The 25,157-nt window shown below is 72.3% G+C and carries 24 protein-coding genes; 22 read left to right on the forward strand and 2 right to left on the reverse strand.

Features of this window, described 5'->3' with window-relative positions:
* The first annotated feature begins 97 nt into the window (after positions 1-97).
* From AB0C20_RS01270 to AB0C20_RS01320, 11 genes are all read left to right on the forward strand, one after another.
* Positions 98-616 (forward strand): DapH/DapD/GlmU-related protein, encoded by a 519-nt coding sequence (locus tag AB0C20_RS01270; protein ID WP_181518689.1) that lies wholly within the window; start codon positions 98-100, stop codon positions 614-616.
* The gene (locus tag AB0C20_RS01275) at positions 609-2,207 is read left to right on the forward strand and encodes a lipopolysaccharide biosynthesis protein (protein ID WP_357189782.1); all 1,599 of its coding nucleotides are present in this window, start codon (positions 609-611) and stop codon (positions 2,205-2,207) included. The genes AB0C20_RS01270 and AB0C20_RS01275 overlap by 8 nt, the downstream gene beginning before the upstream one ends.
* Positions 2,208-2,275: 68 nt before the next feature.
* Positions 2,276-3,571 (forward strand): O-antigen ligase family protein, encoded by a 1,296-nt coding sequence (locus AB0C20_RS01280; protein ID WP_357189804.1) that lies wholly within the window; start codon positions 2,276-2,278, stop codon positions 3,569-3,571.
* Positions 3,568-5,205, forward strand: a complete 1,638-nt coding sequence (locus AB0C20_RS01285) for a lipopolysaccharide biosynthesis protein (protein ID WP_357189780.1) — start codon at positions 3,568-3,570, stop codon at positions 5,203-5,205. Before AB0C20_RS01280 ends, AB0C20_RS01285 begins: the two co-directional genes overlap by 4 nt.
* Positions 5,206-5,213: 8 nt before the next feature.
* Positions 5,214-6,116 (forward strand): sulfotransferase domain-containing protein, encoded by a 903-nt coding sequence (locus tag AB0C20_RS01290; RefSeq protein WP_357189803.1) that lies wholly within the window; start codon positions 5,214-5,216, stop codon positions 6,114-6,116.
* Positions 6,113-7,375: a hypothetical protein gene (locus tag AB0C20_RS01295; RefSeq protein ID WP_357566981.1), complete on the forward strand. Its 1,263-nt coding sequence runs from the start codon at positions 6,113-6,115 to the stop codon at positions 7,373-7,375. The genes AB0C20_RS01290 and AB0C20_RS01295 overlap by 4 nt, the downstream gene beginning before the upstream one ends.
* 214 nt (positions 7,376-7,589) lie before the next feature.
* Positions 7,590-8,069 carry a UDP-N-acetylglucosamine--LPS N-acetylglucosamine transferase gene (locus AB0C20_RS01300; protein ID WP_124821238.1) on the forward strand — a complete coding sequence of 160 codons (480 nt, stop codon included), beginning with the start codon at positions 7,590-7,592 and terminating at the stop codon, positions 8,067-8,069.
* Positions 8,066-8,740: a glycosyltransferase gene (locus tag AB0C20_RS01305; RefSeq protein WP_357566982.1), complete on the forward strand. Its 675-nt coding sequence runs from the start codon at positions 8,066-8,068 to the stop codon at positions 8,738-8,740. The genes AB0C20_RS01300 and AB0C20_RS01305 overlap by 4 nt, the downstream gene beginning before the upstream one ends.
* Positions 8,737-9,660: a glycosyltransferase gene (locus AB0C20_RS01310; RefSeq protein WP_330440866.1), complete on the forward strand. Its 924-nt coding sequence runs from the start codon at positions 8,737-8,739 to the stop codon at positions 9,658-9,660. Before AB0C20_RS01305 ends, AB0C20_RS01310 begins: the two co-directional genes overlap by 4 nt.
* Before the next feature lie 94 nt (positions 9,661-9,754).
* Positions 9,755-10,933 carry a chorismate synthase gene (gene aroC, locus AB0C20_RS01315; protein WP_091401884.1) on the forward strand — a complete coding sequence of 393 codons (1,179 nt, stop codon included), beginning with the start codon at positions 9,755-9,757 and terminating at the stop codon, positions 10,931-10,933.
* Complete coding sequence (locus AB0C20_RS01320) at positions 10,933-11,436, forward strand: shikimate kinase (protein ID WP_238686217.1); 504 nt, start codon at positions 10,933-10,935, stop codon at positions 11,434-11,436. Before aroC ends, AB0C20_RS01320 begins: the two co-directional genes overlap by 1 nt.
* 103 nt (positions 11,437-11,539) lie before the next feature.
* On the opposite strand, the gene AB0C20_RS01325 is transcribed toward AB0C20_RS01320, so the two are convergent.
* Positions 11,540-12,268, reverse strand: coding sequence for an alpha/beta hydrolase (locus AB0C20_RS01325; RefSeq protein WP_238686216.1), 729 nt, complete (start codon positions 12,266-12,268; stop codon positions 11,540-11,542).
* Between the two features lie 79 nt (positions 12,269-12,347).
* On the opposite strand from AB0C20_RS01325, the gene AB0C20_RS01330 reads away from it, so the two are divergent.
* The 5 genes from AB0C20_RS01330 to nusB all read left to right on the forward strand — a co-directional run bounded on the left by AB0C20_RS01330 (position 12,348) and on the right by nusB (position 15,948).
* Entirely contained in the window at positions 12,348-13,346 is a 999-nt protein-coding gene (locus tag AB0C20_RS01330) for a YafY family protein (RefSeq protein ID WP_357566983.1), read from the forward strand.
* A gap of 10 nt (positions 13,347-13,356) precedes the next feature.
* Positions 13,357-14,436, forward strand: a complete 1,080-nt coding sequence (aroB, locus tag AB0C20_RS01335; protein ID WP_357566984.1) for a 3-dehydroquinate synthase — start codon at positions 13,357-13,359, stop codon at positions 14,434-14,436.
* On the forward strand, positions 14,433-14,858 hold the full coding sequence (gene aroQ, locus AB0C20_RS01340) for a type II 3-dehydroquinate dehydratase (RefSeq protein ID WP_357566985.1): 426 nt from the start codon (positions 14,433-14,435) through the stop codon (positions 14,856-14,858). The genes aroB and aroQ overlap by 4 nt, the downstream gene beginning before the upstream one ends.
* A gap of 98 nt (positions 14,859-14,956) precedes the next feature.
* Positions 14,957-15,514, forward strand: a complete 558-nt coding sequence (gene efp / locus AB0C20_RS01345) for an elongation factor P (RefSeq protein WP_007458344.1) — start codon at positions 14,957-14,959, stop codon at positions 15,512-15,514.
* 23 nt (positions 15,515-15,537) lie between these two features.
* Positions 15,538-15,948: a transcription antitermination factor NusB gene (nusB, locus tag AB0C20_RS01350; RefSeq protein WP_184188983.1), complete on the forward strand. Its 411-nt coding sequence runs from the start codon at positions 15,538-15,540 to the stop codon at positions 15,946-15,948.
* Positions 15,949-16,039: 91 nt separating this feature from the next.
* Here nusB and AB0C20_RS01355 read toward each other — a convergent pair whose 3' ends face one another.
* Positions 16,040-16,528, reverse strand: coding sequence for a transcriptional regulator (locus AB0C20_RS01355; RefSeq protein WP_007458348.1), 489 nt, complete (start codon positions 16,526-16,528; stop codon positions 16,040-16,042).
* Between the two features lie 288 nt (positions 16,529-16,816).
* Here AB0C20_RS01355 and pyrR point away from each other — a divergent pair, with 288 nt between their 5' ends.
* Genes pyrR through AB0C20_RS01385 form a run of 6 tightly spaced genes read left to right on the forward strand, consistent with a single transcriptional unit; the run spans position 16,817 to position 25,144 of the window.
* Positions 16,817-17,401: a bifunctional pyr operon transcriptional regulator/uracil phosphoribosyltransferase PyrR gene (gene pyrR, locus AB0C20_RS01360; protein ID WP_357566986.1), complete on the forward strand. Its 585-nt coding sequence runs from the start codon at positions 16,817-16,819 to the stop codon at positions 17,399-17,401.
* Entirely contained in the window at positions 17,398-18,324 is a 927-nt protein-coding gene (locus tag AB0C20_RS01365; protein WP_238686211.1) for an aspartate carbamoyltransferase catalytic subunit, read from the forward strand. Before pyrR ends, AB0C20_RS01365 begins: the two co-directional genes overlap by 4 nt.
* Complete coding sequence (locus tag AB0C20_RS01370; RefSeq protein WP_357566987.1) at positions 18,321-19,598, forward strand: dihydroorotase; 1,278 nt, start codon at positions 18,321-18,323, stop codon at positions 19,596-19,598. The genes AB0C20_RS01365 and AB0C20_RS01370 overlap by 4 nt, the downstream gene beginning before the upstream one ends.
* Positions 19,598-20,761, forward strand: coding sequence for a glutamine-hydrolyzing carbamoyl-phosphate synthase small subunit (carA, locus tag AB0C20_RS01375; RefSeq protein ID WP_357189756.1), 1,164 nt, complete (start codon positions 19,598-19,600; stop codon positions 20,759-20,761). The genes AB0C20_RS01370 and carA overlap by 1 nt, the downstream gene beginning before the upstream one ends.
* Positions 20,754-24,101: a carbamoyl-phosphate synthase large subunit gene (carB, locus tag AB0C20_RS01380; RefSeq protein WP_357566988.1), complete on the forward strand. Its 3,348-nt coding sequence runs from the start codon at positions 20,754-20,756 to the stop codon at positions 24,099-24,101. Before carA ends, carB begins: the two co-directional genes overlap by 8 nt.
* Positions 24,098-25,144: a quinone-dependent dihydroorotate dehydrogenase gene (locus AB0C20_RS01385; RefSeq protein ID WP_357189754.1), complete on the forward strand. Its 1,047-nt coding sequence runs from the start codon at positions 24,098-24,100 to the stop codon at positions 25,142-25,144. The genes carB and AB0C20_RS01385 overlap by 4 nt, the downstream gene beginning before the upstream one ends.
* Positions 25,145-25,157: the final 13 nt, after the last annotated feature.

A 25,157-nucleotide genomic window follows, 5' to 3' on the forward strand; every position in this document is an offset into this window, starting at 1 on the left:
ATTGTTCACGTTGGGCCGGTGGCGGTACCCACCGCCGCCGGCCCGCGACGGTGGGGGAGGGTCGTTGCTCGGCGCCGCTGGCATCCGAACGAGACGCGTGGTGCGTCTGGTCTTCGCGGTCAAACGCGGCTGGTATCAGCTCCGTTACCGACGGTTGACACTCGGTCGGGACGTGGAGATCCGTGGCCGGATCCGGTTGCGACGCGGTGTGCGGGTGACCATCGGCGACCGCACCCGCTTGAACAAACTCGTCCGCTTCGCCGGTCCCGGCGAGGTGCGCGTCGGCGCGGACTGTCTGCTCAACGCCACCTGGATCGGCACCTGGACGTCGGTCACCGTGGGGGACCGGTGCCTCCTGTCGGACTGCGAGTTGCTCGACAACGACTTCCACAACCTGCCCCCCGAGCAGCGGCACGCGCCGCCCGGCCCGCTCACCCGTGCCCCGATCGTTCTCGAGGACAACGTCTGGGTCGGTGCGCACGCCCTGGTCCTGAAGGGCGTGCGGGTCGGTCGGGACAGCGTCGTCGGCGCGGCGACGGTGGTCCGCACTGACGTACCACCCGGCGTCGTGGTCGTCGGTAATCCTCAACAGACGGTGAAGAAGTTCCATGACTGATGCAGCGCCCGCCCCCTGGCCCACGGACGGCCCGTCCTCCGGCACCTCGCGTGCCGTGACACTGACCGACCTGCTGCGGGTGCCGATGCACCGGTTGCGGTTGGTGGCGGCGGTCGCCATGGTCGGTCTGCTCGCCGCGCTCGGCTACGTGCTGCTGGTGCCGGCGGCGCTGTCGGCGAGCGCCGTGGTCGCGGTCCGGCCGGTGGTGACCGACGCCTTCACCCCCAGCGGCGCGGGCGCCGACCGCGCCGTCAACATGAACGTGGAGAGCGGCATCGCCACCGGCACCGAGGTGGTGCAGCGCCTCGCCGACTCGGCCGGCGGCGACCCGCGCGACATCCGCGACGCGCTCGAGGTCGAGGTGCCCACCGGTGGGCAGATCCTGCGCTTCACCTACCAGGCGCGCGAGGCGCACCGGGCCGTGCAGAGCGCCAACATGGCCGCCGAGGCCTACCTGAGCGTGCGCCGGGGCATGTACGAGCAGCAGCGCGCCGAGATGCTGCGCTCCTACGACGCCAGCATCACCAAGGTCGCCGCCCAGCAGACCGCGTTGCAGAAGCGGGCGAACACCGCCAAGGACACCGCCGCCGGTGACGCGCTGGTGGCCGAGCTGGCCGGGATCAACAACCAGCTCACCCAGCTCAACGCCGCCCGTACCGAGATCGCGGCTGTGGACGTCAACCCCGGCTGGGTCACCCAGACCGCCGAGAAGGCGCTGGTCACCTCCGCCGGGCACCGGCCGCTCTACCTGGTCGCCGGTCTGCTCGGTGGCGCGCTGATCGGCATCGTGCTGGCGTACCTCTGGGAGTCGACCGACCGGCGGGTCCGCTCGGTCGCCGACGGCCGGGAGGCCTCCGGCCTTCCACTGCTCGGCACCGTACGCCGGCCGGCGTTCCGGGGCAGCCCCAGGGCGGTCGACGCCGACGTCCGGTACGTGGCGATGGCTGTCGCCGAGCGGGTCCGGCAGCCGGCCCGGGTCGCGCTGGTCACCGCCCGGGAGGACGCCACAGTGCTCACCGCCGGGCTCGCCGTGGCGCTCGCCGTGGACGGCCGGGAGGTCTTCGTCGCCGACGACAGCGGACGGATCGAGCGGCTACGGACCATCGTTCTCGCCGACCGGGGGCGGCTGCCCATCGACCCGTCCCGGCCGCTGGTGCCCAAGCCCCGGCCGGCCGGCAGCACACCGGCCGCCGCTGCCGCCACGGAGAGCACGCCCGCCCGTCGGCCCTCCCCGCACCCGCCCGGTGCCCGGCCGTCGACCGACCCCGATGCCACCCTGACACTGCCGAGGGTGTCGTCCGCCCGCCCGGAGAACAGTCGCGTCGTCACCCCCGACGAGGTTGTCGTGGGTGTGGGCAGTGTCCGGTTCGGCACCTGGCGGCAGGGCGCCGACCACGGCCTGGTCCTGTTCAACGCCCCGCCGGCCGAATCCGACGAGCGTGGCGTGGCCGTGGCCCGGCAGGGCAGCGCTGTGGTGGTCGTGGAGCGCGACCGCACCCGGCAGAGTGATCTGCGACGCCTGGTGGAGCGGCTGCGCGCCGCCGGGGTCACCCCACTGGGCTTCGTGCTCACCCGAAACGGTCGGGCCTGAGCGTGTCGGTGACCCGCGCCCCGGCGACCGAACCACCACCCGGAGGCGCTCCGCAGGAGGCCGCGCCGGTGCTGCCGCCGTCCGCGCCGCCGCAACTGCCGCTCTGGCCGCTGTCGATGATGTTCGGCCTGGTGCCGCTCTGGTGGCTGTTCGGTGCGTTCTACCTCGGCTGGCCGCTGCTGGGTGCGCTGCTGTTCGCGTTGCTGCTCACCCGGGGGCGCGTGCCGCTGCCGCCGGCTGCCGGCATCTGGCTGCTCTTCCTCGCCATCGTGGTGGTCAGCGCCACCCAGTTGTCGTCGCCCGCCTCGCTGCTCACGTTCGCCCTGCGGCTGGCCTTCTACCTGACCGCGCTGGTGGTCGGTGTCTACGTCTACGCGGCCGCCCGGGAGCGCGCCAGCCTGGTGGCGGTGCTCACCCCGCTCTGCGCGTTCTGGTTCGGGCTGGTGGCGCTGGGTTGGCTCGGCGTGCTGGTGCCCCGGCTGGCCATGACGACGCCGATGGAGATGCTGCTGCCCGGCGGGGTGGCCGGCACCCCGTTCATCCAGGACATGGTGCACCTCACCACCGCTGAGTACAGCGCCCGTTCGCTCAACCCGATCTATCGACCGGCCGCGCCGTTCGCGTACACAAACAACTACGGCAGCGCGTACGCGATGACCCTGCCCTGCGTGGTGGCCTTCGCGATGCTGCGCCGGCAGGGGCTGCTGCGCTGGGCGCTTCTGGCGTCGCTGCCGCTGTCGCTGGCGCCGGCGTTCCTCACCCTCAACCGGGCGATGTTCCTCAGCCTCGGCGCCGGGCTGGCGGTGCTCGGGGTGCGGGCCAGCCTGCGCGGCAACGTCCGGGTGGCCGCGTCCATCGTCGGGGTGGTGGTGATCGGCGGGTTGGCCACGCTGTTCATCCCGATCACCGAGCTGATCAGCAGGCGGGTCGACTCCAGTGACACCAACACCGACCGGCTCTCGCTCTACACCGAGGTGATCCGCCGGGTGCAGGAGTCGCCCTGGTTGGGCTACGGCGCTCCGGTGAACGTCGACACGGTGTCGGCGGCCGCGCCGATCGGCACCCAGGGGCAGCTGTGGATGGTGCTGTTCAGCCATGGCGTACCCGCGCTCATCTGTTTTCTGGCGTGGTTCGTCGCCGCTGCGGTGATCTGCGCGCGGGCGACCTCGGCGGCCGGGCAGTGGCTGGCGGTGGTGCCGGTGGTCTGCCTCGTGCAGGTCCCGTTCTACGGCATGGCCAACCAGAATCTCGCTGTCGCGTTCTTCGCTGTCGCCTTCGCGATGGCGCTGACCGAACGCGAACGGTCGACCCGGTTGGCCGGGGCGTCGCCGACGCCCGCGCGGACCGCGCCGGTGCCCGCGTGACCGCCGCGACCCGACCGTCGGCCGGTGCCGACGAGGGCCGGCCGACGTCCACGCCCGCCGAGGATCAGGCCAGGCCGTCGCCCGCCGAGGACGGCGGCTCGGCCGAGACGCGCCGCAGCGCGCGCAGCGGCGTGGCCGGGCTGCTCGGCGCGGCCACCAGCGGCCTGTTCGGGTTCGTGCTGGCGGTCGTGATCACCCGGGGCTACGGCCCGGCCGGCGCCGGCGCGTTCTTCGCCGCGATCGGGGTCGTCACTGTGGCCACCGCGATCTGCACGCTCGGCGCGGAGACCGGTCTGATGTGGGCGCTGCCCCGCCGCAGCGCCGGCGTGCGCGGTGACGCCGCCCGGGTGCTCCCGGTGGCGCTGATCCCGCCGCTGTTGACCGGTCTGCTGGTCGCCGGCGTGGGCGTGTTGGCCGCCGACGCCCTTGCGCCCCGGCTGCTGCGCGGCTCCGGCGCGAGCGGCGACGCTCTGCTCACCGTCACGTTCGCCGCGGTGCCGGTGGTGGTCGCGATGACCCTGCTGCTGGCCACGCTGCGCTGCGTACGGCCCATCCGGGCGTACGTCGGGGTGCAGTTCCTGCTGCTGCCGGTCGCCCGCCCGGTGCTGGTCGGCGCGGCCGCCCTGGCGGGTGGTGGTCTGCTCGCCGGCATGACCGGGTGGTTGGTGCCGGCGGCCTTGGCGCTGCTGGCCTGCCTCACACTCGTCGCCGGCCCGCTCGGGCTGGGCCGGGGCGCGGCGCTGCGTCCGCACCGCGCCGACTGGTCCACGTTCTGGCGATTCGCGTTGCCCCGGGCCGCCTCGGCGGCCATCGACGCCGGCAGCATGTGGGTGGGTGTGCTGCTCACCTCGGTGCTGGCCGGGCCGGCGGACGCCGGTGTGTTCGGCGCCGTCGGCCGGTACGTGCTGGCCGGTCAGTTGGCCATGCAGGGGCTGCGGGTGGCGGTGTCGCCGCAGCTGTCCCGGCTGCTCGGGCGGGGCGAGCGGGCCGCGGCGGCGGCCGTGCACAGGCAGTTGACCACCTGGGGGCTGGTGCTGTCCTGGCCGGTGTACCTGCTGCTGGCGGTCTTCGCGCTGGCCTTCCTCCAGCTGTTCGGGCCGGAGTTCACCGCCGGTGTGCCGGCGATGACGGTGCTCGCGCTGGCGATGCTGGTCAACACCGGAGTGGGCAACGTGCAGAGCCTGCTCCTGATGGGCGGGCGCAGCGGGCTGCACCTGGTCGCCACAGTGGCCGGGTTGACGGTGACCGTCTCGCTGGGTCTCTGGCTGATCCCGCGCTATGGCGCGACGGGCGCGGCGGTGGCCTGGGCGGCCGGCATCGCCACCGAGAACCTCACCGCCGCCGGGTTCGCCCGGTCGGTGGTTCGGGAGCCGCTGTTCGACGCCGCGATGGTGCGTGCCGCGGCGGCCACGATCGCCGGCGTGGGCCTGGCCGCCGGGGCCGGCGTGCTGGTGGGCGGTCGCGGCCTGCCCGGCCTCGCTGTGGCGTTGGCGGTGCTGCTGACCGGCTGCGTCGGCATGTTGACGTTGCCCCGGGTGCGCGCCGGCATCCGGGGGACCATGAGGCAGATCCGTGGAGGGGACGACGCGGCCACGGCCGCCGAGCCCACCTCGGCATCGACGAGAGGCAGGTGAGGTTCGTCGTGGTGTCCATCCGTGACCGGGTCAAGCAGTTGGTTCCGACCCAGGTGACCACCCGGGTGAGGGAGTCGCTCGTCGACTACGGCGTTCGCACCAGCGACCGCCGGCCGTTGCCGGACTTCCTGATCATCGGGACCAAACGGGGTGGCACCACATCCCTGTGGAACTACCTCATCCAGCACCCGTTGGTGCCCCGGCTCTTTCCCGCGTGGAACACCAAGTCGGCGCACTACTTCGAGGAGCACTGGGGCCGCGGCGAAGCCTGGTACCGCTCGCATTTCCCGACCGATCGGCAGCGCGAGGCCCTGGCCAAGCGGCACGGTGGGCCGGTCCGGGTCGGTGAGGCCGCCCCGCTGTACATGTTCCACCCGCTCGCCGCGGAGCGGGTCGCCGCGCTGATGCCGTCGGTGAAGCTCATCGTGCTGCTACGGGACCCGGTGGAGCGGGCGTACTCGCACTGGAAGGAACGCCGCACCCACGGCATCGAACCACTGGACTTCGCCGCCGCGCTGGCGGCCGAGCCGGAACGCACGGCGGGGGAGCGGGAGCGGTTGATCGCCGAGCCGGAGTCGTTCAGCGAGCCGTACGACTGGTACACGTACCGGGCCCGGGGGCGTTACCTGGAGCATCTGGAGCCGTGGCTGGAGCGCTTCGCCCGGGAGCAGATCCTCTTCCTGCCCAGCGAGGACCTGTACCGCGACTCGCGGGCGACCTACCGACGGACCCTGGACTTCCTCGGTCTGCCGGCGTACGACCTGCCCAACTTCAAGGTCTACAACGATCGTCGCTCGGCACCGCTGGAGCCGAGCGTGCGCGCTGAGCTGACCGACTACTACCGGCCGTACAACGACGCGTTGCGTCAACGGCTCGGGCTGGACCTCGACTGGGCGGACCGGGCGGCGTGACGACCCGGGTGGGCCCGGCGACCGACCCGCGTTCACGGGTGGACGGCCTGGGGTGGGTGAGCCGCGCGGTCTTCCCGGACGACCGGGTCGGTCTGACAGTGGCCGGCGCCCCGCCGGCCGGTCACCAGACGGTGGCCCGGTACGCGGTGGTGCCGTCGGTCGCCCGGGCCCGGTTCCTGGTGCCGTTGGGCGCGCCCCGGGCCGGGGCGGCGTCCCTGTTGGCGTACAACGCCCTGCGGCCACCGAAGGTGCGCGCGCTGCGGGCGGTGCTCGGTGGGCTGGCCCGGTTCGGTCGGGTGGGGCTCGCGCCCTTTCCGACGTTGACAGTCTCGGTGCCGGCCGGGGTGCCGGCCGCGGAGCTGCTGCTGAGCGAGCGGCTCTCCGCCGACCTGGGTGACACGCCGCTGCTGGCCGCGTTCGGGGTCCGTCCACCCGACCCGAACGGCAAGCCCACACTGCAACTCTTCAGTGCCGACGGGCGTCCGCGTGGCTATGCGAAGATCGGCTGGAACGACGCGACCCGCGCGCTGGTCAGCGCGGAGGCGGCGGCGTTGCGCGCGTTGCGCGAGGTGGTCGGCGTCGCCGACCATCCGACGCCGCCTCGGCTGCTCACCGAGACGTCGTGGGCGGGCCAGGTGGTCGCGGTGATCGAGCCGTTGCCCCCGGCGGTACGCGGTGTGCCGGTGGACGACCCGCCCCGGATCGCGGCGCTGCTCGCTGTCGCCCGGCGGGGCGGCCCGGCGGGCACACCCCGACCGCTGGTCGACTCGGCCTTCCTGCGCCGGCTGGCCGATCAGGCCGGCCGGGCCGCCGCGACCGAGCCGGCCGGTGCGCGGGCGGTCGCCGCGGTTTCGGCGTTGGCCCGCCGGCATGGCGACACCAGCGTCGAGTTCGGTCACTGGCATGGTGACTGGGTGCCGTGGAACCTGGGCTGGCACGCCGGCCGGTTGGTCGCCTGGGACTGGGAGCACAGCGGGCCGGACGTGCCGGTCGGCTTCGACCTGGCGCACGACGCGTTCCAGCGGGCCCTCGTCCTGCGCGGGGAGCCGGCCGACGCCGCCGCCTCGGCAGTGGACGGATATCTGAGCCGGCACGGTGAGCGGCTCGGCCTCGACGCCGCGCAGCGCCGGCTCGTCGCCGACGCGTACCTGGTGGAGATGTGGTTGCGGACGTGGCGGCTGGCCGACGCGGGCGCGGGCTGGAACGGCGCCCTGCATCCCGCACTCTTGGACGTCATCGAGAAAAGACATAGCGGCTGATCTGGAGGAATCGCGGCGACGACGGTGCGCCGCAGAGTGACGACATAATCGCAGGTGGTGATGACGATCGATGGACCTCGGACGTTCGGTGTACCGCACCGCCCGCTGTGGAGATCGTCATCTCGGCCGGTCGCGCTATTCAACGACCGGGGATCGTGTGATCTGCTTCTGCCTGGCGTGAACTGAAATTCCAAGCGAACTTGTGGGGAGTCGCGTGGACACGAACAACGACGACAGTGGGGCGCCGGTGCTGCTGCTGGTCGGCTCCAGCGGCGGCCATCTGGCCCAACTACTGGCCCTGCGGCCCTGGTACGAACAGTGGCGGCGCTGCTGGGTCACCTTCGACACCCCGGAGGCGGTGTCACTGCTGGCCGGCGAGGATCTGGTACCGGCGCACCACCCGACCACCCGCAACGTGCCGAACCTGCTGCGCAACGCGCTGCTGGCCTGGCGGGTGCTGCGGGCGCGGCGGGTGGCCGCCGTGGTCACCACCGGTGCCGGTGTGGCGGTGCCGTTCGTGGTGCTGGCCCGGCTGCGGCGCATCCCAACCGTCTACATCGAGGTGTACGACCGGATCGACACCCCGACGTTGACCGCTCGGCTCTGCCGGCCCTTCCTGTCCGCGATGCTCGTGCAGTGGGACGAGCAGCGCCGGCAGTATCCCGAGGCGACAGTCGTCGGGACGCTGCTGTGACGGGGGAGACGGGCACCGCCCGGCGTCCGCAACCCCGGCCGGTCACCGAGGCGGCCCGCCTGCCGCGCCAGCGCGACAGCTCGGCCGTCGCCCAGCTCCGGCTGCTGGTCGCGGTGGGCACCGACAAGCACCCTTTCGACAGGCTCGTCGACTGGTTGGCGCAATGGCACGCGCATGCCTCCGGCCCGATCGGGCTGACCATGCAGCACGGGCATACCGCAGCGCCCCAGCTGAGCGGCGCGGTGCCGTTCCTCGGCCACGACGCGTTGCAACAGGCGATGATCGATGCGGACCTGGTGGTCTGCCACGGTGGCCCGGCGACCATCCTGGAGGCCCGCCGGCACGGTCACCTGCCCATCGTGGTGCCCCGCGATCCGGCTCGCGGTGAGCACGTCGACAACCACCAGCTCCTCTTCGCCCGTCGGCTCGGCGCCGCCGGGCTGGTGGCGCTCTGCGAGACCCGGGAGGCCCTGCACGACGCGTTGGCCGCCGGGGTGGCCGACCCGTCCCGGTACGCGGTGGCCGCCGACCCGGAGGCACACGAGGCACGACGGGCGGCGGTGGCCCGGGTCGGGCAGATCGTCGACGACCTGGTGGCCCGTTCGACAGCGCGCCCACCCCGGTGGCGGGCCTGGTCCCGGCCGCGCCCGGGTACGAAGGAGATTCGATGACCCAGCAGCCGACAGTCAGCGTCGTGGTGCCCACCCGGGACCGCCCCGAGCTGCTGCGGGCCGCGGTGCGCGCGATCCTGGCACAGGACTACCCGGCCCTGATCGAGGTCGTCGTGGTGTTCGACCAGTCCGCGCCGGACGAGTCGCTGACCGAGCTGGGGAGCGGCCCGGCCCGCGTGGTGCGGGTGATCCGCAACGCGCGTACCCCCGGGTTGGCCGGTGCGCGCAACAGCGGCACCCTCGCGGCGGAGGGCGAGCTGGTCGCGTTCTGCGACGACGACGACGAGTGGCTGCCCGGCAAGCTGGCCGCCCAGGTCGACGCGCTGGTCGGCGACCCGGCCGCCGAGTTCGTCTGCTGCGGCATCCGGGTCAACTACGACGGGCACACCGTCGACCGGGTGCTCGACAAGGACCGGATCACCCTGGACGACCTGCTTCGCGACCGGATGACGGAGCTGCACCCGTCGACCTTCCTGATCCGCGCCACCGCGTTGCGCAACGGGTTCGGGCTGGTGGACGAGGAGATCCCGGGAAGCTACGCGGAGGACTACGAGTTCCTGCTGCGGGCCGCGCGCAGCGCGCCGCTGATCAACCTGCGGACGCCGTCGGTGCTGGTCCGCTGGCACAAGCGCTCGTACTTCGCGCAGCGTTGGGACACCATCTCGGAGGCGTTGCAGTGGTTGCTGCGGCGCTACCCGGAGTTCGCCAGTCAACCGGCCGGCGAGGCCCGGGTGGCTGGGCAGATCGCGTTCGCCCAGGCCGCCTCCGGCGACCGCCGGGGCGCGCTGCGCTGGGCCCGGCGCACCCTGCGGAGCAACCCCCGCGAGCCGCGCGCCTACCTGGCCCTCGCCGTCGCCGGTCGGGTGGTCCGGGCCGACGCGGTGCTGCGCACCCTGCACAAGCGCGGTCGGGGGATCTGAGCCGCCGCCCGCGTGAGCGGGCGGCGGCGTCCGCTGGGCGGGACGCGACGGGGAGCGCGCCGCGGCGGTGGCCCGCCGTGACAGACTGACCGCTGTGTTGCGCTGGCTGACTGCAGGTGAATCGCACGGTCCCGCCCTCGTCGCGATGTTGGAGGGGGTGCCGGCCGGCATCGAGGTGACCACCACCGAGATCGCCGACGAGCTGGCCCGTCGACGGCTGGGCTACGGGCGGGGTGCCCGGATGTCGTTCGAGCGCGACGAGGTCGAGCTGCTCGGCGGCCTGCGGCACGGCGTGACCCTGGGCAGCCCGGTGGCGATCCGGGTCGGCAACTCCGAGTGGCCGAAGTGGCAGACCGTGATGGCCGCCGACCCGGTCGACCCCGACGAGCTGGCCCGGCAGGCCCGCAACGCCCCGCTGACCCGCCCCCGGCCCGGCCACGCGGACCTGGCCGGCATGCAGAAGTACGGCCACACCGACGCTCGGCCGATCCTGGAGCGCGCCAGCGCACGGGAGACCGCCGCGCGGGTGGCCGTCGGCACTGTCGCCAAGGCGCTGATCCGTCAGGCGCTCGGTATCGAGATCGTCTCGCACGTCGTCGAGCTGGGCCCGGTGGCCGCGAAGCCCGGCCTGCGTCCCACGCCGTCCGACACGGCCCGGATCGACGCCGACCCGCTGCGCTGCCTCGACCCGGAGGCCAGCGCCCTGATGGTCGCCGAGGTTGATGCCGCGAAGAAGGCCGCCGACACCCTCGGGGGTGTGGTCGAGGTGCTGGCGTACGGGGTGCCACCGGGGCTGGGCAGCCACGTGCAGTGGGACCGCAAGCTCGACGCCCGGCTGGCCACCGCGCTGATGTCCATTCAGGCGATCAAGGGCGTGGAGATCGGCGACGGCTGGCAGCAGGCCCGCTCCCGCGGTTCGGAGGCGCACGACGAGATCATCCCGTCGGCCACCGGCGTCCGCCGGGTCACCGACCGGGCCGGCGGCCTGGAGGGTGGCATCACCACCGGTGAGCCGCTGCGGGTCCGCGCCGCCATGAAGCCGATCTCCTCGCTGAACCGGGCGCTGGCCACCGTGGACGTCACCACCGGCGAGCCGGCCACCGCGATCAACCAGCGCTCCGACGTCTGCGCGGTGCCCGCCGCGGCGGTGGTCGCCGAGGCGATGGTGGCGCTGGTGCTGGCCGAGGCGGCCACCGAGAAGTTCGGTGGAGACTCGATCGCCGAGATCCGCCGCAACCTGGCCGGGTACCTCGACGCGTTGGTGATCCGCTGATGGCACCGGTCGTCGTGCTGGTCGGCGCGCCCGGGTGCGGCAAGACCACCGTCGGGCGGGCGCTCGCCGCCACGCTCGGGGTGGAGTTCCGCGACACCGACACCGACATCGAGCAGATGGCCGGCAAGCCGATTCCGGAGATCTTCATCGACGAGGGTGAGGCCCACTTCCGTACCTTGGAACGGGCCGCCGTGGCCGCGGCGCTGGCTGGCGGCACGGGCGTGCTCGCCCTCGGCGGCGGCGCGGTGCTGGCCGAGGAGACCCGGGCGGCCCTGATCGGGCACCGGGTGGTGCACCTCTCGGTCGAGCTGCCCGACGCGGTGCGGCGGGTCGGGCTCGGCGCCGGCCGGCCGCTGCTGGCGATCAACCCACGGGCGACCCTCAAGCACCTGCTGGACCAGCGCAAGCCGCTCTACGCCGAGGTCGCCACCGAGACGGTGGTCACCGATGGCCGGGCCCCGGCGCAGGTCGTCGCCGACGTCGCCGCTCTGCTTCCGCGCTGACGCGGACCTGTCGCGCCGATCTTGCACTTACCGTGCCGACGTAGGGGGCGTTTCCCCCCATCTCGGCAACCGGAACCGCAAGATCGGCGCAGAGGGGTGGTCCTCAGCTGCGGGCGATCAGGTCGAGGACGTCGGCCAGAGCCTTCGGCTCGCTGAGCATCGGCCAGTGCCCGGTGGGCAGCTCATGCAGCTGGCCGTCGGCCAGGCCGGTGAAGAACGGATGCTCCTGTTGGATCATCTGCCGCACCACGTCGAGCGGGAACGTGCTGGCGACCAGCGCGGTCGGCACCGGGCGCCCACCGGTGCGTCGGACCGGGTCGGTGGCGGCCCGTAGCGGCTGCGGGGTGGCCCGGGTACGCAGCAGCGCGAGCGTCGGCTCGTCCAGGCCGGCCAGGTTGGTCGGGTCGGCGGCCGGATCCCAGGCCGGCGGCGGCAGCAGGTGTCCGGTGCCGATCGCGGCCCGCAGCCGCTGCTGCTCCTCCGGCGGCAGCGTGTCGAACTGCGCCGTGCCGTCCGGCAACGGCCCGCTCTCCACGTAGACGATCCGGGCGATCCGGTCCGGGATGCGGTCCACCGCCTGGGCGGCCGGCATCCCCCCGCCGGAGTGACCGACCAGCAGTACGTCGCGCAGGTCCTCGACCTCGATCAGTCGGACGATGTCGGTGGTGTGCGTGTCCAGGCTGACCTCCGGCCCGGCGAGATGGTCGCGTTCGCCCACCCCGGTCAGCGTCATCGGATAGACCTCGTGCCCCTGCGACCGCAGCGCGACGGTCACGTCCCGCCACGCCCAGGCACCCAGCCAGAATCCCGGCACCAGCACGAATGTCGCCATCTGTGGCTCCTTCTCTCGGCTACCGACAGACCGTACGATCTATTCCGGACAGGATCCGCCCGGTTTTGAGGAGTGGCCCGTGTCACATCCCGCAGGACGGGTGCTGGCCCTGCTCGAACTGCTGCAGACCCGGCACCGGTCGACGGCCGCCGAACTCGCCGGCCGCCTCGGTGTGGACGAGCGGACCGTGCGCCGGTACGCCACCACGCTTGTCGAACTGGGCATCCCCGTCACCGCCGACCGGGGCCGATACGGCGGCTACCGGCTGCACTCCGGCTACAAGCTGCCCCCACTGATGCTCACCGACGACGAGGCGGTGGCCGTGCTGCTCGGCCTCGTCGTCGCCGAACGGGTCGGGCTCGCCACCGAACAGCCCGCCACCGCCACCGCCCTGGCGAAGATCCGCCGGGTGCTGCCGGCGGCGCTCGCCGACCGGCTCGCCGCCGTCCAGGAGCACCTGGGCTTCACCCTGCGTCGTCCGGAGCCGGAACGCGGACCGGCGTCGGGCACCCTGCTCGCGCTGGCCTCGGCCACCCGGCACCGACAGCGGGTGGCGCTGGACTACCGCTCCTGGCGCGGCGAGCAGTCGCACCGCGAGCTCGACCCGTACGGGCTGGTCTTCCACTCCGGCCGTTGGTATGTCACCGGCCACGACCACCGACGCGGGGAGATCCGCACCTTCCGACTGGACCGGATCGGCACGGTGACGCCCGGCGTGGCGACGTTCACAGTGCCGGACGGCTTCGAGGCGGTGGCCTGGGTGACCCGGTCGCTGGCCGGCGTGCCGTACACGCACGAGGTGGAGGTCGTGCTGGAGACCGACCTGGTCGCCGCCCGCCGCCGCATCCCGCCCAGCGTCGCCGAGTTGACCGCCACCACCGACGGGGTGCTCCTGCGGGCCCGAGCGGAGAGCCTGCCCGGGATGGCGGCGCTCCTCGCCGGACTGGGGTGTCCGTTCACAGTGCGGCATCCGGACGCGCTGCGCGCTGCGGTGGCCGAGCACGCCCGCCGGTTGGCGGACTGGGCCGCTCGGCCAGCAGGTGGACAGCCGCCCTCGCCGCGCCGCCCGCTGGACTAGGCTGCCGGCGATGGACGAGGTGACCCGAATTCCGGTCGGCGGCGAGCGGCCGTACGACGTCTTGGTGGGACGTGACCTGCTGGGTGCGCTGCCTGGCCTGCTGCCCGGCGCGACCCGGGTCGCGGTGTTGCACGCGCCTCCGCTCAAGGCCCTCGCGGACGCGCTCGGCGAACGCCTGCGCGCCGCCGGCGTCGAGCCACTGCCGATCGAGGTGCCCGACGCCGAGTCGGGAAAGCACATCGAGGTGGCCGCGTCCTGCTGGGACCGGCTCGGAGCGGCCGGCTTCACCCGTACCGACGCGGTGGTCGGGGTGGGCGGCGGGGCGGTGACCGACCTGGCCGGCTTCGTCGCGGCCTGCTGGTTGCGGGGGGTGCGCTGGGTGCCGGTGGCGACCTCGCTGCTGGGCATGGTCGACGCCGCGGTGGGCGGCAAGACGGGCATCAACACGGCCGCCGGCAAGAACCTGGTGGGCGCGTTCCACCCGCCGGTCGGGGTGTTGGCCGACCTGGCCACTCTGGACAGCCTGCCCGCTGTCGACCTGGCGGCCGGGCTGGCCGAGGTCGTCAAGTGCGGTTTCATCGCCGACCCGACGATCCTGCATCTCATCGAGGACGACCCGGAGGTCGCCACCGACCCCCGAGGACCGGTGAGCCGGGAGCTGATCGAGCGGGCCATCCGGGTCAAGGCCGACGTGGTCGCGGGCGACCTGCGCGAGTCGGGCCTGCGGGAGGTGCTCAACTACGGGCACACCCTGGCCCACGCCATCGAGCAGAACGAGGGCTACCGCTGGCGGCACGGCCACGCCGTCGCCGTCGGTCTGGTGTACGCGGCCACCCTCGCCCGGCTCGCCGGGCGGCTGGACGCGCCGACCGCCGACCGGCACCGGGTCACACTGAGCGCGCTGGGCCTGCCGGTGAGCTACCCGGCCGACGCCTGGCCGCAGCTGTTGGCCGCGATGCGGGTGGACAAGAAGACCCGGGGCAGTCGGCTGCGCTTCGTGGTGCTCGACGGGCTGGCCCGCCCGGCGATGTTGGAGGGCCCCGACGACGCGTTGCTGGAGGCCGCCTACCGCGAGGTGGCAACCGCGTGAAGGTCTACGTGTTGAATGGGCCGAACCTGGCCCGGCTGGGCACCCGCGAGCCCGATGTGTACGGCGCGACCAGCTACGCGGACCTGGTGGCGCTCTGCGAGAGCACCGGTCGGGAGTTGGGGCTGGCGGTGACGGTGCGGCAGACCGACGCGGAGCACGAGCTGCTCGGCTGGCTGCACACGGCGGCCGACGAGGGCGCCGCTGTCGTGCTCAACCCGGCCGCCTGGTCGCACTACTCGTACGCGGTGCGGGACGCCTGCGCCATGCTGCGGGGGCCGCTGCTGGAGGTGCACATCTCCAACATCCACACCCGTGAGGAGTTCCGGCACCACTCGGTGGTCTCGGCGGTGGCGACCGGGGTGATCTGCGGTCTCGGTATCGACGGCTATCGTCTCGCTCTGCAGCATCTCGCCACCCGCTGAGGGCCCACCGACCGGGCGCTCCGAACGGGGGACCGTCCGATTCGACGCAGCTTGTAGACTTGCCAGGTCTGTCCGCCAATTGATGATCAAGGCAGGAAATGGCCTCCACCAACGACCTCAAAAACGGCCTGGTACTCAACCTGGACGGCGAGCTCTGGGCCGTCGTCGAGTTCCAGCACGTCAAGCCCGGTAAGGGTGGTGCCTTCGTGCGCACCACGCTGAAGAACGTGCTGTCCGGGAAGGTGGTCGACAAGACCTTCAACGCGGGCACCAAGGTCGAAACCGCGACCGTTGACAAGCGCACGATGCAGTACCTGTACGCCGACGGTGAGGACTTCGTCTTCATGGATCTGGAGACCTTCGACCAGATCACCGTGCCCGGTGGCACCGTCGGTGAGGCAGCCAACTACCTGCTGCCCGAGGCGGAGGCGACAGTCGCCCAGCACGAGGGTGTGCCGCTCTACATCGAGCTGCCCACCAGCGTCGTGCTGGAGGTCACCTACACCGAGCCGGGCCTGCAGGGCGACCGTTCGACCGGCGGCACCAAGCCGGCGACAGTGGAGACCGGCGCCACAGTGCCGGTTCCGCTGTTCATCACCACCGGCGAGAAGATCAAGGTCGACACCCGCGACGGCCGTTACCTCGGCCGCGCCTGATGGCTGAGGGTTCCAAGCAGCAGATGCCGGCGCGCCGCAAGGCGCGCAAGCGGGCGCTGGATGTCCTTTACGAGGCCGACCTTCGGGACAAGCCTCCGGTGGAGGTGCTCGCCGGCTACGTGCAGCGCATCGAGCAGCCCCGGCCGGAGCATCTGGGCTACGCGGTGGGCCTGGTCGAGGGGGTTGCCGAGCATCTCAACCGGATCGACGAGCTGATCGCCAGCTACGCCGAGGGTTGGACGCTGGAGCGGATGCCGGTCGTCGACCGTAATCTGGCCCGGATCGCCGTCTACGAGTTGCTCTACGTCGACGAGATCGACGACGCGGTGGCGATCAGCGAGGCAGTGGAGCTGGCTCGGCAGATGTCGACTGACGATTCGCCGCGCTTCCTCAACGGGGTGCTCGGCCGGATCGCCGAGTACGCCACCCGCTGAGCGTCCCACCGAACACCGCACATCCGAAAAGGGCCCGTGCCAGTTGGCACGGGCCCTTTCGGTGGAGCGGCAGATCAGGTGGAGCGGCAGATCAGGAGGCGAAGAACGCCCGGGGGTCGGCCACCAGCACGCCGTGCTCGGTGAGCCGCTCGATCAGGCCTGACGGTGAGGCGTCGTACACGATCGCGAGTGCCCGCAGGTCGTCGGCGCGGATGGAGAGCACCCGGCCGTTGTAGTCGCCGCGCTGCTGCTGGATGGCGCGGGCGTAGCGGGCGACGTAGGCCAGGTCCTCGGAGGCCTCGTCGTAGAGCCGCTCCAGGTCCAGGACAATCTTGCTGGTGGGCTCGTGGCGGACGCCACTGCCGTCAGGCAGCAGCTCCGAGACGGGTACGCGGTAGAACTCGGCCAACTCGGCCAGACGGGACACCGTCACGGCCCGGTCGCCACGCTCGTACGAGCCGACCACCACGGCCTTCCACCGCCCGTTCGACTTCTCCTCCACACCCTGCAGGGAAAGACCCTGCTGCTGGCGGATGGAGCGCAGGCGGGCGCCCAGAGACTTGGCGTATTCAGAGGGCATTCGGACACTCCCAGTGCTGCTCGGGGTTCTCCCGTCGATCGCTACGGAGCGTGACGGTACGGGGAATGCGACACGTGGTCAAGTGGTCGTGCCCCTCCCGTTGCGGAGCGTCCGGGGAGTTTTCCCCTTTTCCGGTACCTGACCCGGTGGTCAGCGGCCGCCGTCCATCACCCCGGTGACCACTGGTAACGTGGCGGAAGCCCCGGCCCAGGTCTGCTGAGCGGTCCGGCCGGAGGTGCCCGACATCCTTTAACGACCCGTCCCGTGAGGCGGGGAAGGAGGTCCGCCGTGGCATACCCACCGGCTGCCCGCTCGTCACCACCGCAACAACCCTCGGTGAAGGTGATCCTCGCCAGCGCCGACGTGCAACGCGTGGTCGACCGCATCGCCCACCAGATCCTGGAGAAGACCCAGGGCGCCGCCAACACGGTGCTGCTCGGGATTCCCACCCGGGGCACCCCCCTCGCCCGGCGGCTCGCGGACCGGATCAGCACCTTCGAGGACGTCGTCGTTCCGGTCGGTGTGCTCGACATCACCCTGTACCGCGACGACCTCCGTCGGCACGCCACCCGCGCGGTGGGTCCGACCGAGCTTCCCGCCGACGGGATCGACGGCAAACGGGTCATCCTGGTCGACGATGTGCTCTTCTCCGGTCGCACCGTCCGGGCCGCGCTCGACGCGCTCAACGACGTGGGCCGCCCGGCCTCGGTGCAGCTCGCCGTGCTGGTCGACCGGGGCCACCGGGAGTTGCCGATCCGCGCCGACTACGTCGGGAAGAACATCCCGACCTCGCTCGCCGAGAGCGTCAAGGTGACGCTCGCCGAGATCGACGGGACGGACGAGGTCAAGCTCTACGGGGGAACTGCCTCATGATCAAACACTTGCTCTCTGGCGGGGACCTGGACGCCGACACCGCCACCGAGATCCTGGACACCGCCGCCGAGATGGCCACCGTCGCCGGCCGGGAGATCAAGAAGCTTCCCGCGCTGCGCGGACGGACGGTGGTGAACCTCTTCTACGAGGACTCCACGCGTACCCGGATCTCGTTCGAGGCGGCGGCGAAGCGACTCAGCGCCGACGTGATCAACTTTTCCGCGAAGGGGTCCAGCGTCACCAAGGGTGAGAGTCTGAAGGACACCGCGTTGACCCTGCAGGCCATGGGCGCGGACGCCGTCGTCATCCGACACCCCGCCTCCGGCGCGCCGCACCGCCTGGCCAACTGGGTGGACGGGTCGGTCGTCAACGCCGGCGACGGCACCCACGAGCACCCCACCCAGGCGCTGCTGGACGCGTACACCATGCGGGCCCGGCTGGGCCGGCTCGCCGGCCTGTCGGTCGCTGTGGTCGGGGACGTGCTGCACTCCCGGGTGGCCCGCTCCAACGTGCTGCTGCTCTCCACCCTCGGCGCCAAGGTCACCCTGGTCGGCCCGCCGACCCTCATCCCGGTCGACATCGCGGGCGCCCTCGCGCCCGGCACCGACGTCTCCTACGACCTCGACGCCGTCCTGCCGAACGTGGACGTGGTGATGATGCTGCGGGTGCAGCGGGAGCGGATGAACGACTCCTACTTCCCCTCCGCGCGCGAGTACGCCCGCCGCTACGGCCTGGACGGGCCGCGGATGCGCCGGCTGCCCGAGCACGCGATCGTCATGCACCCCGGCCCGATGAACCGGGGGATGGAGATCACCCCCGAGGTCGCCGACTCACCCCGCTCCACCATCGTCGAACAGGTCACCAACGGGGTTTCCGTGCGGATGGCTGTCCTTTACCTGCTGCTCGGAGGGAACAACCGGTGACCGCGTACCTGATCACCAGCGTGAGTGTCGTCGGCGCCGCGCCGACCGACCTGCTGATCCGCGACGGCGTGATCGCCGAGGTCGGTCCCGGCCTGACCGCGCCGGACGCCACAGTCGTCGACGGCACCGGCCTGGTCGCCCTGCCCGGCCTCGTCGACCTGCACACCCACCTGCGCGAGCCCGGCCGGGAGGACGCCGAGACCGTCGAGTCCGGTTCCCGGGCGGCGGCGCTGGGCGGCTACACGGCGGTCTGCGCGATGGCCAACACCTCCCCGGTGGCGGACACCGCCGGCGTTGTCGAGCAGGTCTGGCGGCTCGGCCGGGAGGCCGGCCTGGTCGACGTGCAACCGATCGGCGCTGTCACAGTCGGGCTGGCCGGCGAGCGGCTGGCCGAACTGGGCGCGATGGCCGACTCGGCGGCCCGGGTGCGGATCTTCTCCGACGACGGGCACTGCGTCGCCGACCCGAAGTTGATGCGCCGAGCCCTGGAGTACGTCAAGGCGTTCGACGGGATCATCGCCCAGCACGCCGAGGAGCCCCGGCTCACCGAGGGCGCCCAGATGCACGAGGGCGAGGTCTCCACCCGGCTCGGCCTGATCGGCTGGCCGGCGGTCGCCGAGGAGGCGATCATCGCCCGGGACGTGCTGCTCGCCGAGCACGTGGGCGGCCGACTGCACGTCTGCCACGTCTCCACCGCGGGCAGCGTCGAGGTGCTGCGCCAGGCAAAGGCACGCGGGGTACGCGTGACCGCCGAGGTGACCCCGCACCACCTGCTGCTCACCGACGAACGGGCGGAGACCTACGACCCGGTCTACAAGGTGAACCCGCCGCTGCGTACCGCCGCGGACATCGCCGCGCTGCGTGCCGCCCTCGCCGACGGGGTGATCGACGTGATCGCCACCGACCACGCCCCGCACGCGGTGGAGGACAAGGAGTGCGAGTGGGCGTACGCCCGACCGGGGATGCTCGGTCTGGAGACGGCCCTCTCCATCGCGCTGGACGTGCTCGGCCCCGAGTGGGACCTGATCGCCGAGCGGATGTCGCGCACCCCCGCACGGATCGCCGGCCTCACCGGACACGGCGTCGACCCCGCGCCGGGTGTCCCGGCGAACCTGACCCTGATCGACCCGGCCGTCCGTCGCACCATCGAGCCGACGGAACTGGCCAGTCGCAGTCGCAACACCCCGTACGCCCGCATGACGCTGCCGGGTCGCATCGTGGCGACCTTCCTGCGCGGCGAGCCGACGGTCCTGGACGGAAAGGCTGTCAAGTAATGGTCAAGCGCAGACCCGCAATCCTGGTGCTGGAGGATGGGCGCACGTTCCCCGGCGAGGCGTACGGCAGCGTCGGAGAGACCTTCGGCGAGGCGGTCTTCAACACCGGCATGACCGGCTACCAGGAGACCCTCACCGACCCGTCGTACCACCGTCAGGTGGTGGTGCAGACCGCGCCGCACATCGGCAACACCGGCGTCAACGGCGAGGACGACGAGTCCGGTCGGATCTGGGTGGCCGGCTACGTCGTGCGCGACCCGGCCCGGATCGGCTCGAACTGGCGGGCCACCGGTGGTCTGGAGGACCGCCTCGCCACCGAGGGTGTGGTGGGCATCAGCGGGGTGGACACCCGGGCGCTGACCCGGCACCTGCGCGAGCGGGGCGCCATGCGGGTGGGCATCTCCAGCATCGACAACGACCCGCAGAGCCTGCTGGCCCGGGTCCGCCAGACGCCGCAGATGGTCGGCGCGGACCTGTCCGCCGAGGTGAGCACCGCCGAGCCGTACGTCGTCGAGGCCCTGGGCGAGCACCGCTTCACGGTGGCCGCGCTGGACCTGGGCATCAAGCGCAACGTGCCGCGTCGGCTGGCCACCCGTGGGGTGACCACCCACGTGCTGCCGGCGTCGTCGAGCATCGACCAGATGCTCGCCACCGGCGCCGACGCGATCTTCCTGTCACCCGGCCCGGGCGACCCGGCCACCGCCGACGCCCCGGTGGAGCTGGCCCGCGAGGCGCTGCGGCGGGAGGTGCCGCTGTTCGGCATCTGCTTCGGCAGCCAGATCCTCGGCCGGGCGCTCGGCTTCGGCACCTACAAGCTGGGCTACGGCCACCGGGGGATCAACCAGCCGGTGCTCGACCGGGTCACCGGCAAGGTCGAGGTGACCAGCCACAACCACGGCTTCGCCGTGCAGGTCCCCGGCTCGGGCAACGGCGCTGTCGTCCCCGACCAGGTGATCGACACCGACTTCGGTGGCGTACGGGTGTCGCACGTCTGCCTCAATGACAACGTGGTCGAGGGGTTGCGGGCCGTGGACCTGCCCGCGTTCACCGTCCAGTACCACCCGGAGGCGGCGGCCGGTCCGCACGACGCGGACTACCTCTTCGACCGATTCGCCGATCTCATCGAGGGCCGGACCCACAGCAAGGGGCGCAGCAATGCCTAAGCGGACCGATCTCAAGCACATCCTCGTGATCGGCTCCGGGCCGATCGTCATCGGGCAGGCCTGCGAGTTCGACTACTCCGGCACCCAGGCGTGCCGGGTGCTGCGCAGCGAGGGGATCCGGGTCAGCCTGGTCAACTCCAACCCGGCGACGATCATGACGGACCCGGAGTTCGCCGACGCGACCTACGTCGAGCCGATCACCCCGGAGTTCGTGGAGCTGGTCATCGCCAAGGAGCGCCCGGACGCGATCCTCGCGACCCTCGGCGGGCAGACAGCGCTGAACACTGCCGTCGCCCTGCACGAGGCCGGCGTCCTGGAGAAGTACGGCGTGGAGCTGATCGGCGCGAACATCGACGCCATCAACCGGGGCGAGGACCGGCAGCTGTTCAAGGAGATCGTGGCGAAGGCCGGCGTACGGCTGGGTGTCGACGACCCGACCGGGCTGGTGCCCCGCTCGCGGGTCTGCCACTCGATGGACGAGGTCGAGGCGACAGTCGCCGAGCTGGGCCTGCCGGTGGTGATCCGGCCGTCGTTCACGATGGGTGGCCTGGGTTCCGGCATGGCGCACACCCCGGAGGACCTGGCCCGTATCGCCGGCGACGGCCTGTCCGCCAGCCCGGTGCACGAGGTGCTCATCGAGGAGAGCGTGCTCGGCTGGAAGGAGTACGAGCTCGAGCTGATGCGCGACCGGCACGACAACGTGGTGGTGGTCTGCTCGATCGAGAACATCGACCCGATGGGTGTGCACACCGGCGACAGCGTCACAGTGGCCCCGGCCATGACGCTCACCGACCGGGAGTACCAGCGCCTGCGTGACCTGGGCATCGCCGTGCTGCGCGAGGTCGGGGTGGACACCGGCGGCTGCAACATCCAGTTCGCTGTCAACCCGGTCGACGGTCGGATCGTCGTGATCGAGATGAACCCCCGGGTGTCGCGGTCCTCGGCGCTGGCCTCCAAGGCGACCGGCTTCCCGATCGCGAAGATCGCCGCGAAGCTGGCCATCGGCTACACCCTCGACGAGATCCCCAACGACATCACCCTGAAGACCCCGGCGGCGTTCGAGCCGACCCTCGACTACGTGGTGGTGAAGATCCCCCGGTTCGCGTTCGAGAAGTTCCCCGGCGCCGACCCGGAGCTGACCACGACGATGAAGTCGGTGGGTGAGGCGATGAGCCTCGGGCGCAACTTCACCGAGGCGCTGAACAAGGCGATGCGCTCGATGGAAACCAAGTCGGCCGGTTTCTGGAGTGTGCCGGACCCGGCGGGCGTCACCCTGGCCGACACCCTCGCCGCGCTGCGGATCCCGCACGACGGCCGGCTGTACACGGTGGAGCGGGCGCTGCGGCTCGGGGCGTCGATCGCCGAGGTGGCCGAGGCGTCCGGCGGGATCGACCCGTGGTTCCTGGACCAGATCGCCGCGCTGATCGAGCTGCGCGCCGAGATCGTCGACGCGCCGGTGCTCGACGCCGATCTGCTGCGTCGTGCCAAGCGGGCCGGTCTGTCCGATCGGCAGCTCGCCGCGCTGCGTCCGGAGCTGGCCGCCGAGGACGGCGTACGGACCCTGCGCCACCGACTGGACGTGCGCCCGGTCTACAAGACAGTGGACACCTGCGCGGCCGAGTTCGAGGCGACCACGCCGTACCACTACTCGACGTACGACCTGGAGACCGAGGTCGTGCCGTCGGATCGGCCGAAGGTGCTGATCCTGGGCTCCGGCCCGAACCGGATCGGGCAGGGCATCGAGTTCGACTACTCCTGTGTGCACGCGGTGCAGGCGTTGCGGTCGGCCGGTTACGAGACCGTGATGGTCAACTGCAACCCGGAGACGGTCTCCACCGACTACGACACCGCCGACCGGCTCTACTTCGAGCCGTTGACCTTCGAGGACGTCCTTGAGGTCTGGCACGCCGAGGACTCGTCCGGTCGGGCGGCCGGCGGGCCGGGTGTGGTCGGTGTGGTCGTCCAACTCGGCGGGCAGACCCCGCTGGGGCTGGCGCAGCGGCTCAAGAACGCCGGTGTGCCGATCGTCGGCACCTCGCCGGAGTCGATCCACCTGGCCGAGGAGCGCGGCGCGTTCGGCGCGGTGCTGGCCCGTGCCGGCCTGCGCGCGCCGGCGCACGGCATGGCCACCTCGTACGACGAGGCGAAGACGATCGCCGACGAGATCGGCTACCCGGTGCTGGTCCGGCCGTCGTACGTGCTGGGCGGGCGGGGCATGGAGATCGTCTACGACGACCCGACGCTTCGCGACTACATCGGCCGGGCCACCGACATCTCCCCGGACCACCCGGTGCTGGTGGACCGGTTCCTCGACGACGCCATCGAGATCGACGTGGACGCGCTGTGCGACGCCGACGGCGAGGTCTACATCGGCGGCGTGATGGAGCACATCGAGGAGGCGGGCATCCACTCCGGCGACTCGTCCTGCGCGCTCCCGCCGATCACCCTCGCGGGCTCGCACCTGGTCGAGGTCCGCCGCTACACCGAGGCCATCGCGCGTGGCGTCGGGGTCCGTGGCCTGCTCAACGTGCAGTACGCCCTCAAGGACGACGTGCTCTACGTGCTGGAGGCCAACCCGCGCGCGTCGCGGACCGTCCCGTTCGTCTCCAAGGCCACGGCGGTGCCGCTGGCCAAGGCGGCGGCCCGGATCGCGCTCGGAGCGAGCATCGCCGAGCTGCGCGCCGAGGGCCTGCTTCCGGCGACGGGGGACGGGGGCACGATGCCCGCCGACGCGCCGGTCGCGGTCAAGGAGGCGGTGTTGCCGTTCAAGCGTTTCCGGACCCGCGCGGGCAAGGGGATCGACTCGCTGCTCGGGCCGGAGATGAAGTCGACAGGCGAGGTGATGGGCATCGACACCAACTTCGGGCACGCCTTCGCCAAGAGCCAGTCGGCCGCGTACGGGTCGCTGCCGACCGCCGGGAAGATCTTCGTCTCGGTGGCCAACCGGGACAAGCGCGGCATGATCTTCCCGATCAAGCGGCTGGCCGATCTGGGCTTCGAGATCGTCGCCACCGCCGGCACGGCCGAGGTGCTGCGCCGGCACGGCATCGCCTGTGAGCAGATCCGTAAGCACTACCAGGCCGGTGCGGGCGACGACGCGGTGTCGCTGATCGGCGGCGGCCACGTGGCGCTGGTGATCAACACGCCGCAGGGCTCGGGTGCCAGCGCCCGCTCCGACGGCTACGAGATCCGCAGCGCCGCCGTCACCGCGGACATCCCCTGCATCACCACGGTCCCCGGCGCCGCCGCGGCGGTGATGGGCATCGAGGCGCGCATCCGCGGCGACATGCAGGTACGCCCCCTGCAGGACCTGCACGCCATCCTGCGGGCGGCCCAGTGACAGTGTTCGAGCAGGCGGTACGGCCGTTGCTGTTCCGGCTCGGGGGTGGGGACGCCGAGGCGGCGCACGAGTGGACGCTGCGGCGGTTGGCGGCCCTGTCGCGGCGGCCGGCCGCGCTCGCCGCGCTGCGGGCCCGCTACGCGGTCGACGCGCCGCGCACCGTGTTCGGGGTGCGGTTCCCCAACCCGGTCGGGTTGGCCGCCGGGATGGACAAGGACGGCGCGGCGCTGCCGGCCTGGCCGGCGCTCGGCTTCGGTTTCGTGGAAGTCGGCACCGTCACCGCGCACGCCCAGCCGGGCAACCCCCGGCCGCGGCTGTTCCGGCTGCCGGCCAGCGAGGCGGTGGTCAACCGGATGGGCTTCAACAACGCCGGCGCCGCGGCGTTGGCCGCCCGGTTGGCGGCGCTGCCGCGCCCGCTCGGGGTGCCGCTGGGCATCTCGCTGGGCAAGTCCAAGGTGACCCCGCTGGACGAGGCGGTCGAGGACTACCTCGCCTCGTACCGGGCGTTGCGCGGGCACGGCGACTACTTCGCCGTGAACGTGTCCTCACCGAACACGCCGGGTCTGCGGTCGTTGCAGGACCGTGCCCACCTGGACGCGCTGCTCGGCGCGCTGGTGGGGGAGAAGCCGGTGCTGGTCAAGATCGCACCAGACCTGACCGAGGCGGCGATCGCCGAGCTGCTGGAGGTCTGCCTGGCCCGGGGCGCCGCCGGGGTGATCGCCACCAACACCACCCTGTCCCGGGACGGCCTCGCGGGCGTCGACGTCGAGCGTGGCGAGCAGGCCGGTGGCCTCTCCGGTCGGCCGCTCACCGGACGGGCCCGCGACGTGGTCGCCTTCGTCCACTCCGAGACCGGCGGGCGGCTGCCGATCGTCGGCGTCGGCGGGGTGCTGGACCCGGACGACGCGGCGCGGATGTTCGATGCCGGCGCCGCCCTGGTGCAGCTCTACACCGGCTTCATCTACCGAGGACCGGCACTGGTCCGCGCCGCCGCCCGCGCGGTGGCCACAACGGCGGCACCGGACGCGGTCGCCGGCCGGTGACCGCTCCCGGGCG

Origin of the sequence: Micromonospora sp. NPDC048843 (assembly GCF_040649965.1) — a bacterium.
Taxonomy (GTDB): domain Bacteria; phylum Actinomycetota; class Actinomycetes; order Mycobacteriales; family Micromonosporaceae; genus Micromonospora; species Micromonospora hortensis.

Bases quoted from the DNA above. Each gene is read 5' to 3' on its own strand.
- AB0C20_RS01275 (WP_357189782.1), top strand. From the start codon at position 609: ATGACTGATGCAGCGCCCGCCCCCTGGCCCACGGACGGCCCGTCCTCC.
- AB0C20_RS01310 (WP_330440866.1), top strand. From the start codon at position 8,737: ATGACCCAGCAGCCGACAGTCAGCGTCGTGGTGCCCACCCGGGACCGC.
- AB0C20_RS01320 (WP_238686217.1), top strand. From the start codon at position 10,933: ATGGCACCGGTCGTCGTGCTGGTCGGCGCGCCCGGGTGCGGCAAGACC.
- AB0C20_RS01325 (WP_238686216.1), bottom strand. From the start codon at position 12,268: ATGGCGACATTCGTGCTGGTGCCGGGATTCTGGCTGGGTGCCTGGGCG.
- aroB (WP_357566984.1), top strand. From the start codon at position 13,357: ATGGACGAGGTGACCCGAATTCCGGTCGGCGGCGAGCGGCCGTACGAC.
- efp (WP_007458344.1), top strand. From the start codon at position 14,957: ATGGCCTCCACCAACGACCTCAAAAACGGCCTGGTACTCAACCTGGAC.
- nusB (WP_184188983.1), top strand. From the start codon at position 15,538: ATGCCGGCGCGCCGCAAGGCGCGCAAGCGGGCGCTGGATGTCCTTTAC.
- AB0C20_RS01355 (WP_007458348.1), bottom strand. From the start codon at position 16,528: ATGCCCTCTGAATACGCCAAGTCTCTGGGCGCCCGCCTGCGCTCCATC.
- AB0C20_RS01365 (WP_238686211.1), top strand. From the start codon at position 17,398: ATGATCAAACACTTGCTCTCTGGCGGGGACCTGGACGCCGACACCGCC.
- carA (WP_357189756.1), top strand. From the start codon at position 19,598: ATGGTCAAGCGCAGACCCGCAATCCTGGTGCTGGAGGATGGGCGCACG.
- carB (WP_357566988.1), top strand. From the start codon at position 20,754: ATGCCTAAGCGGACCGATCTCAAGCACATCCTCGTGATCGGCTCCGGG.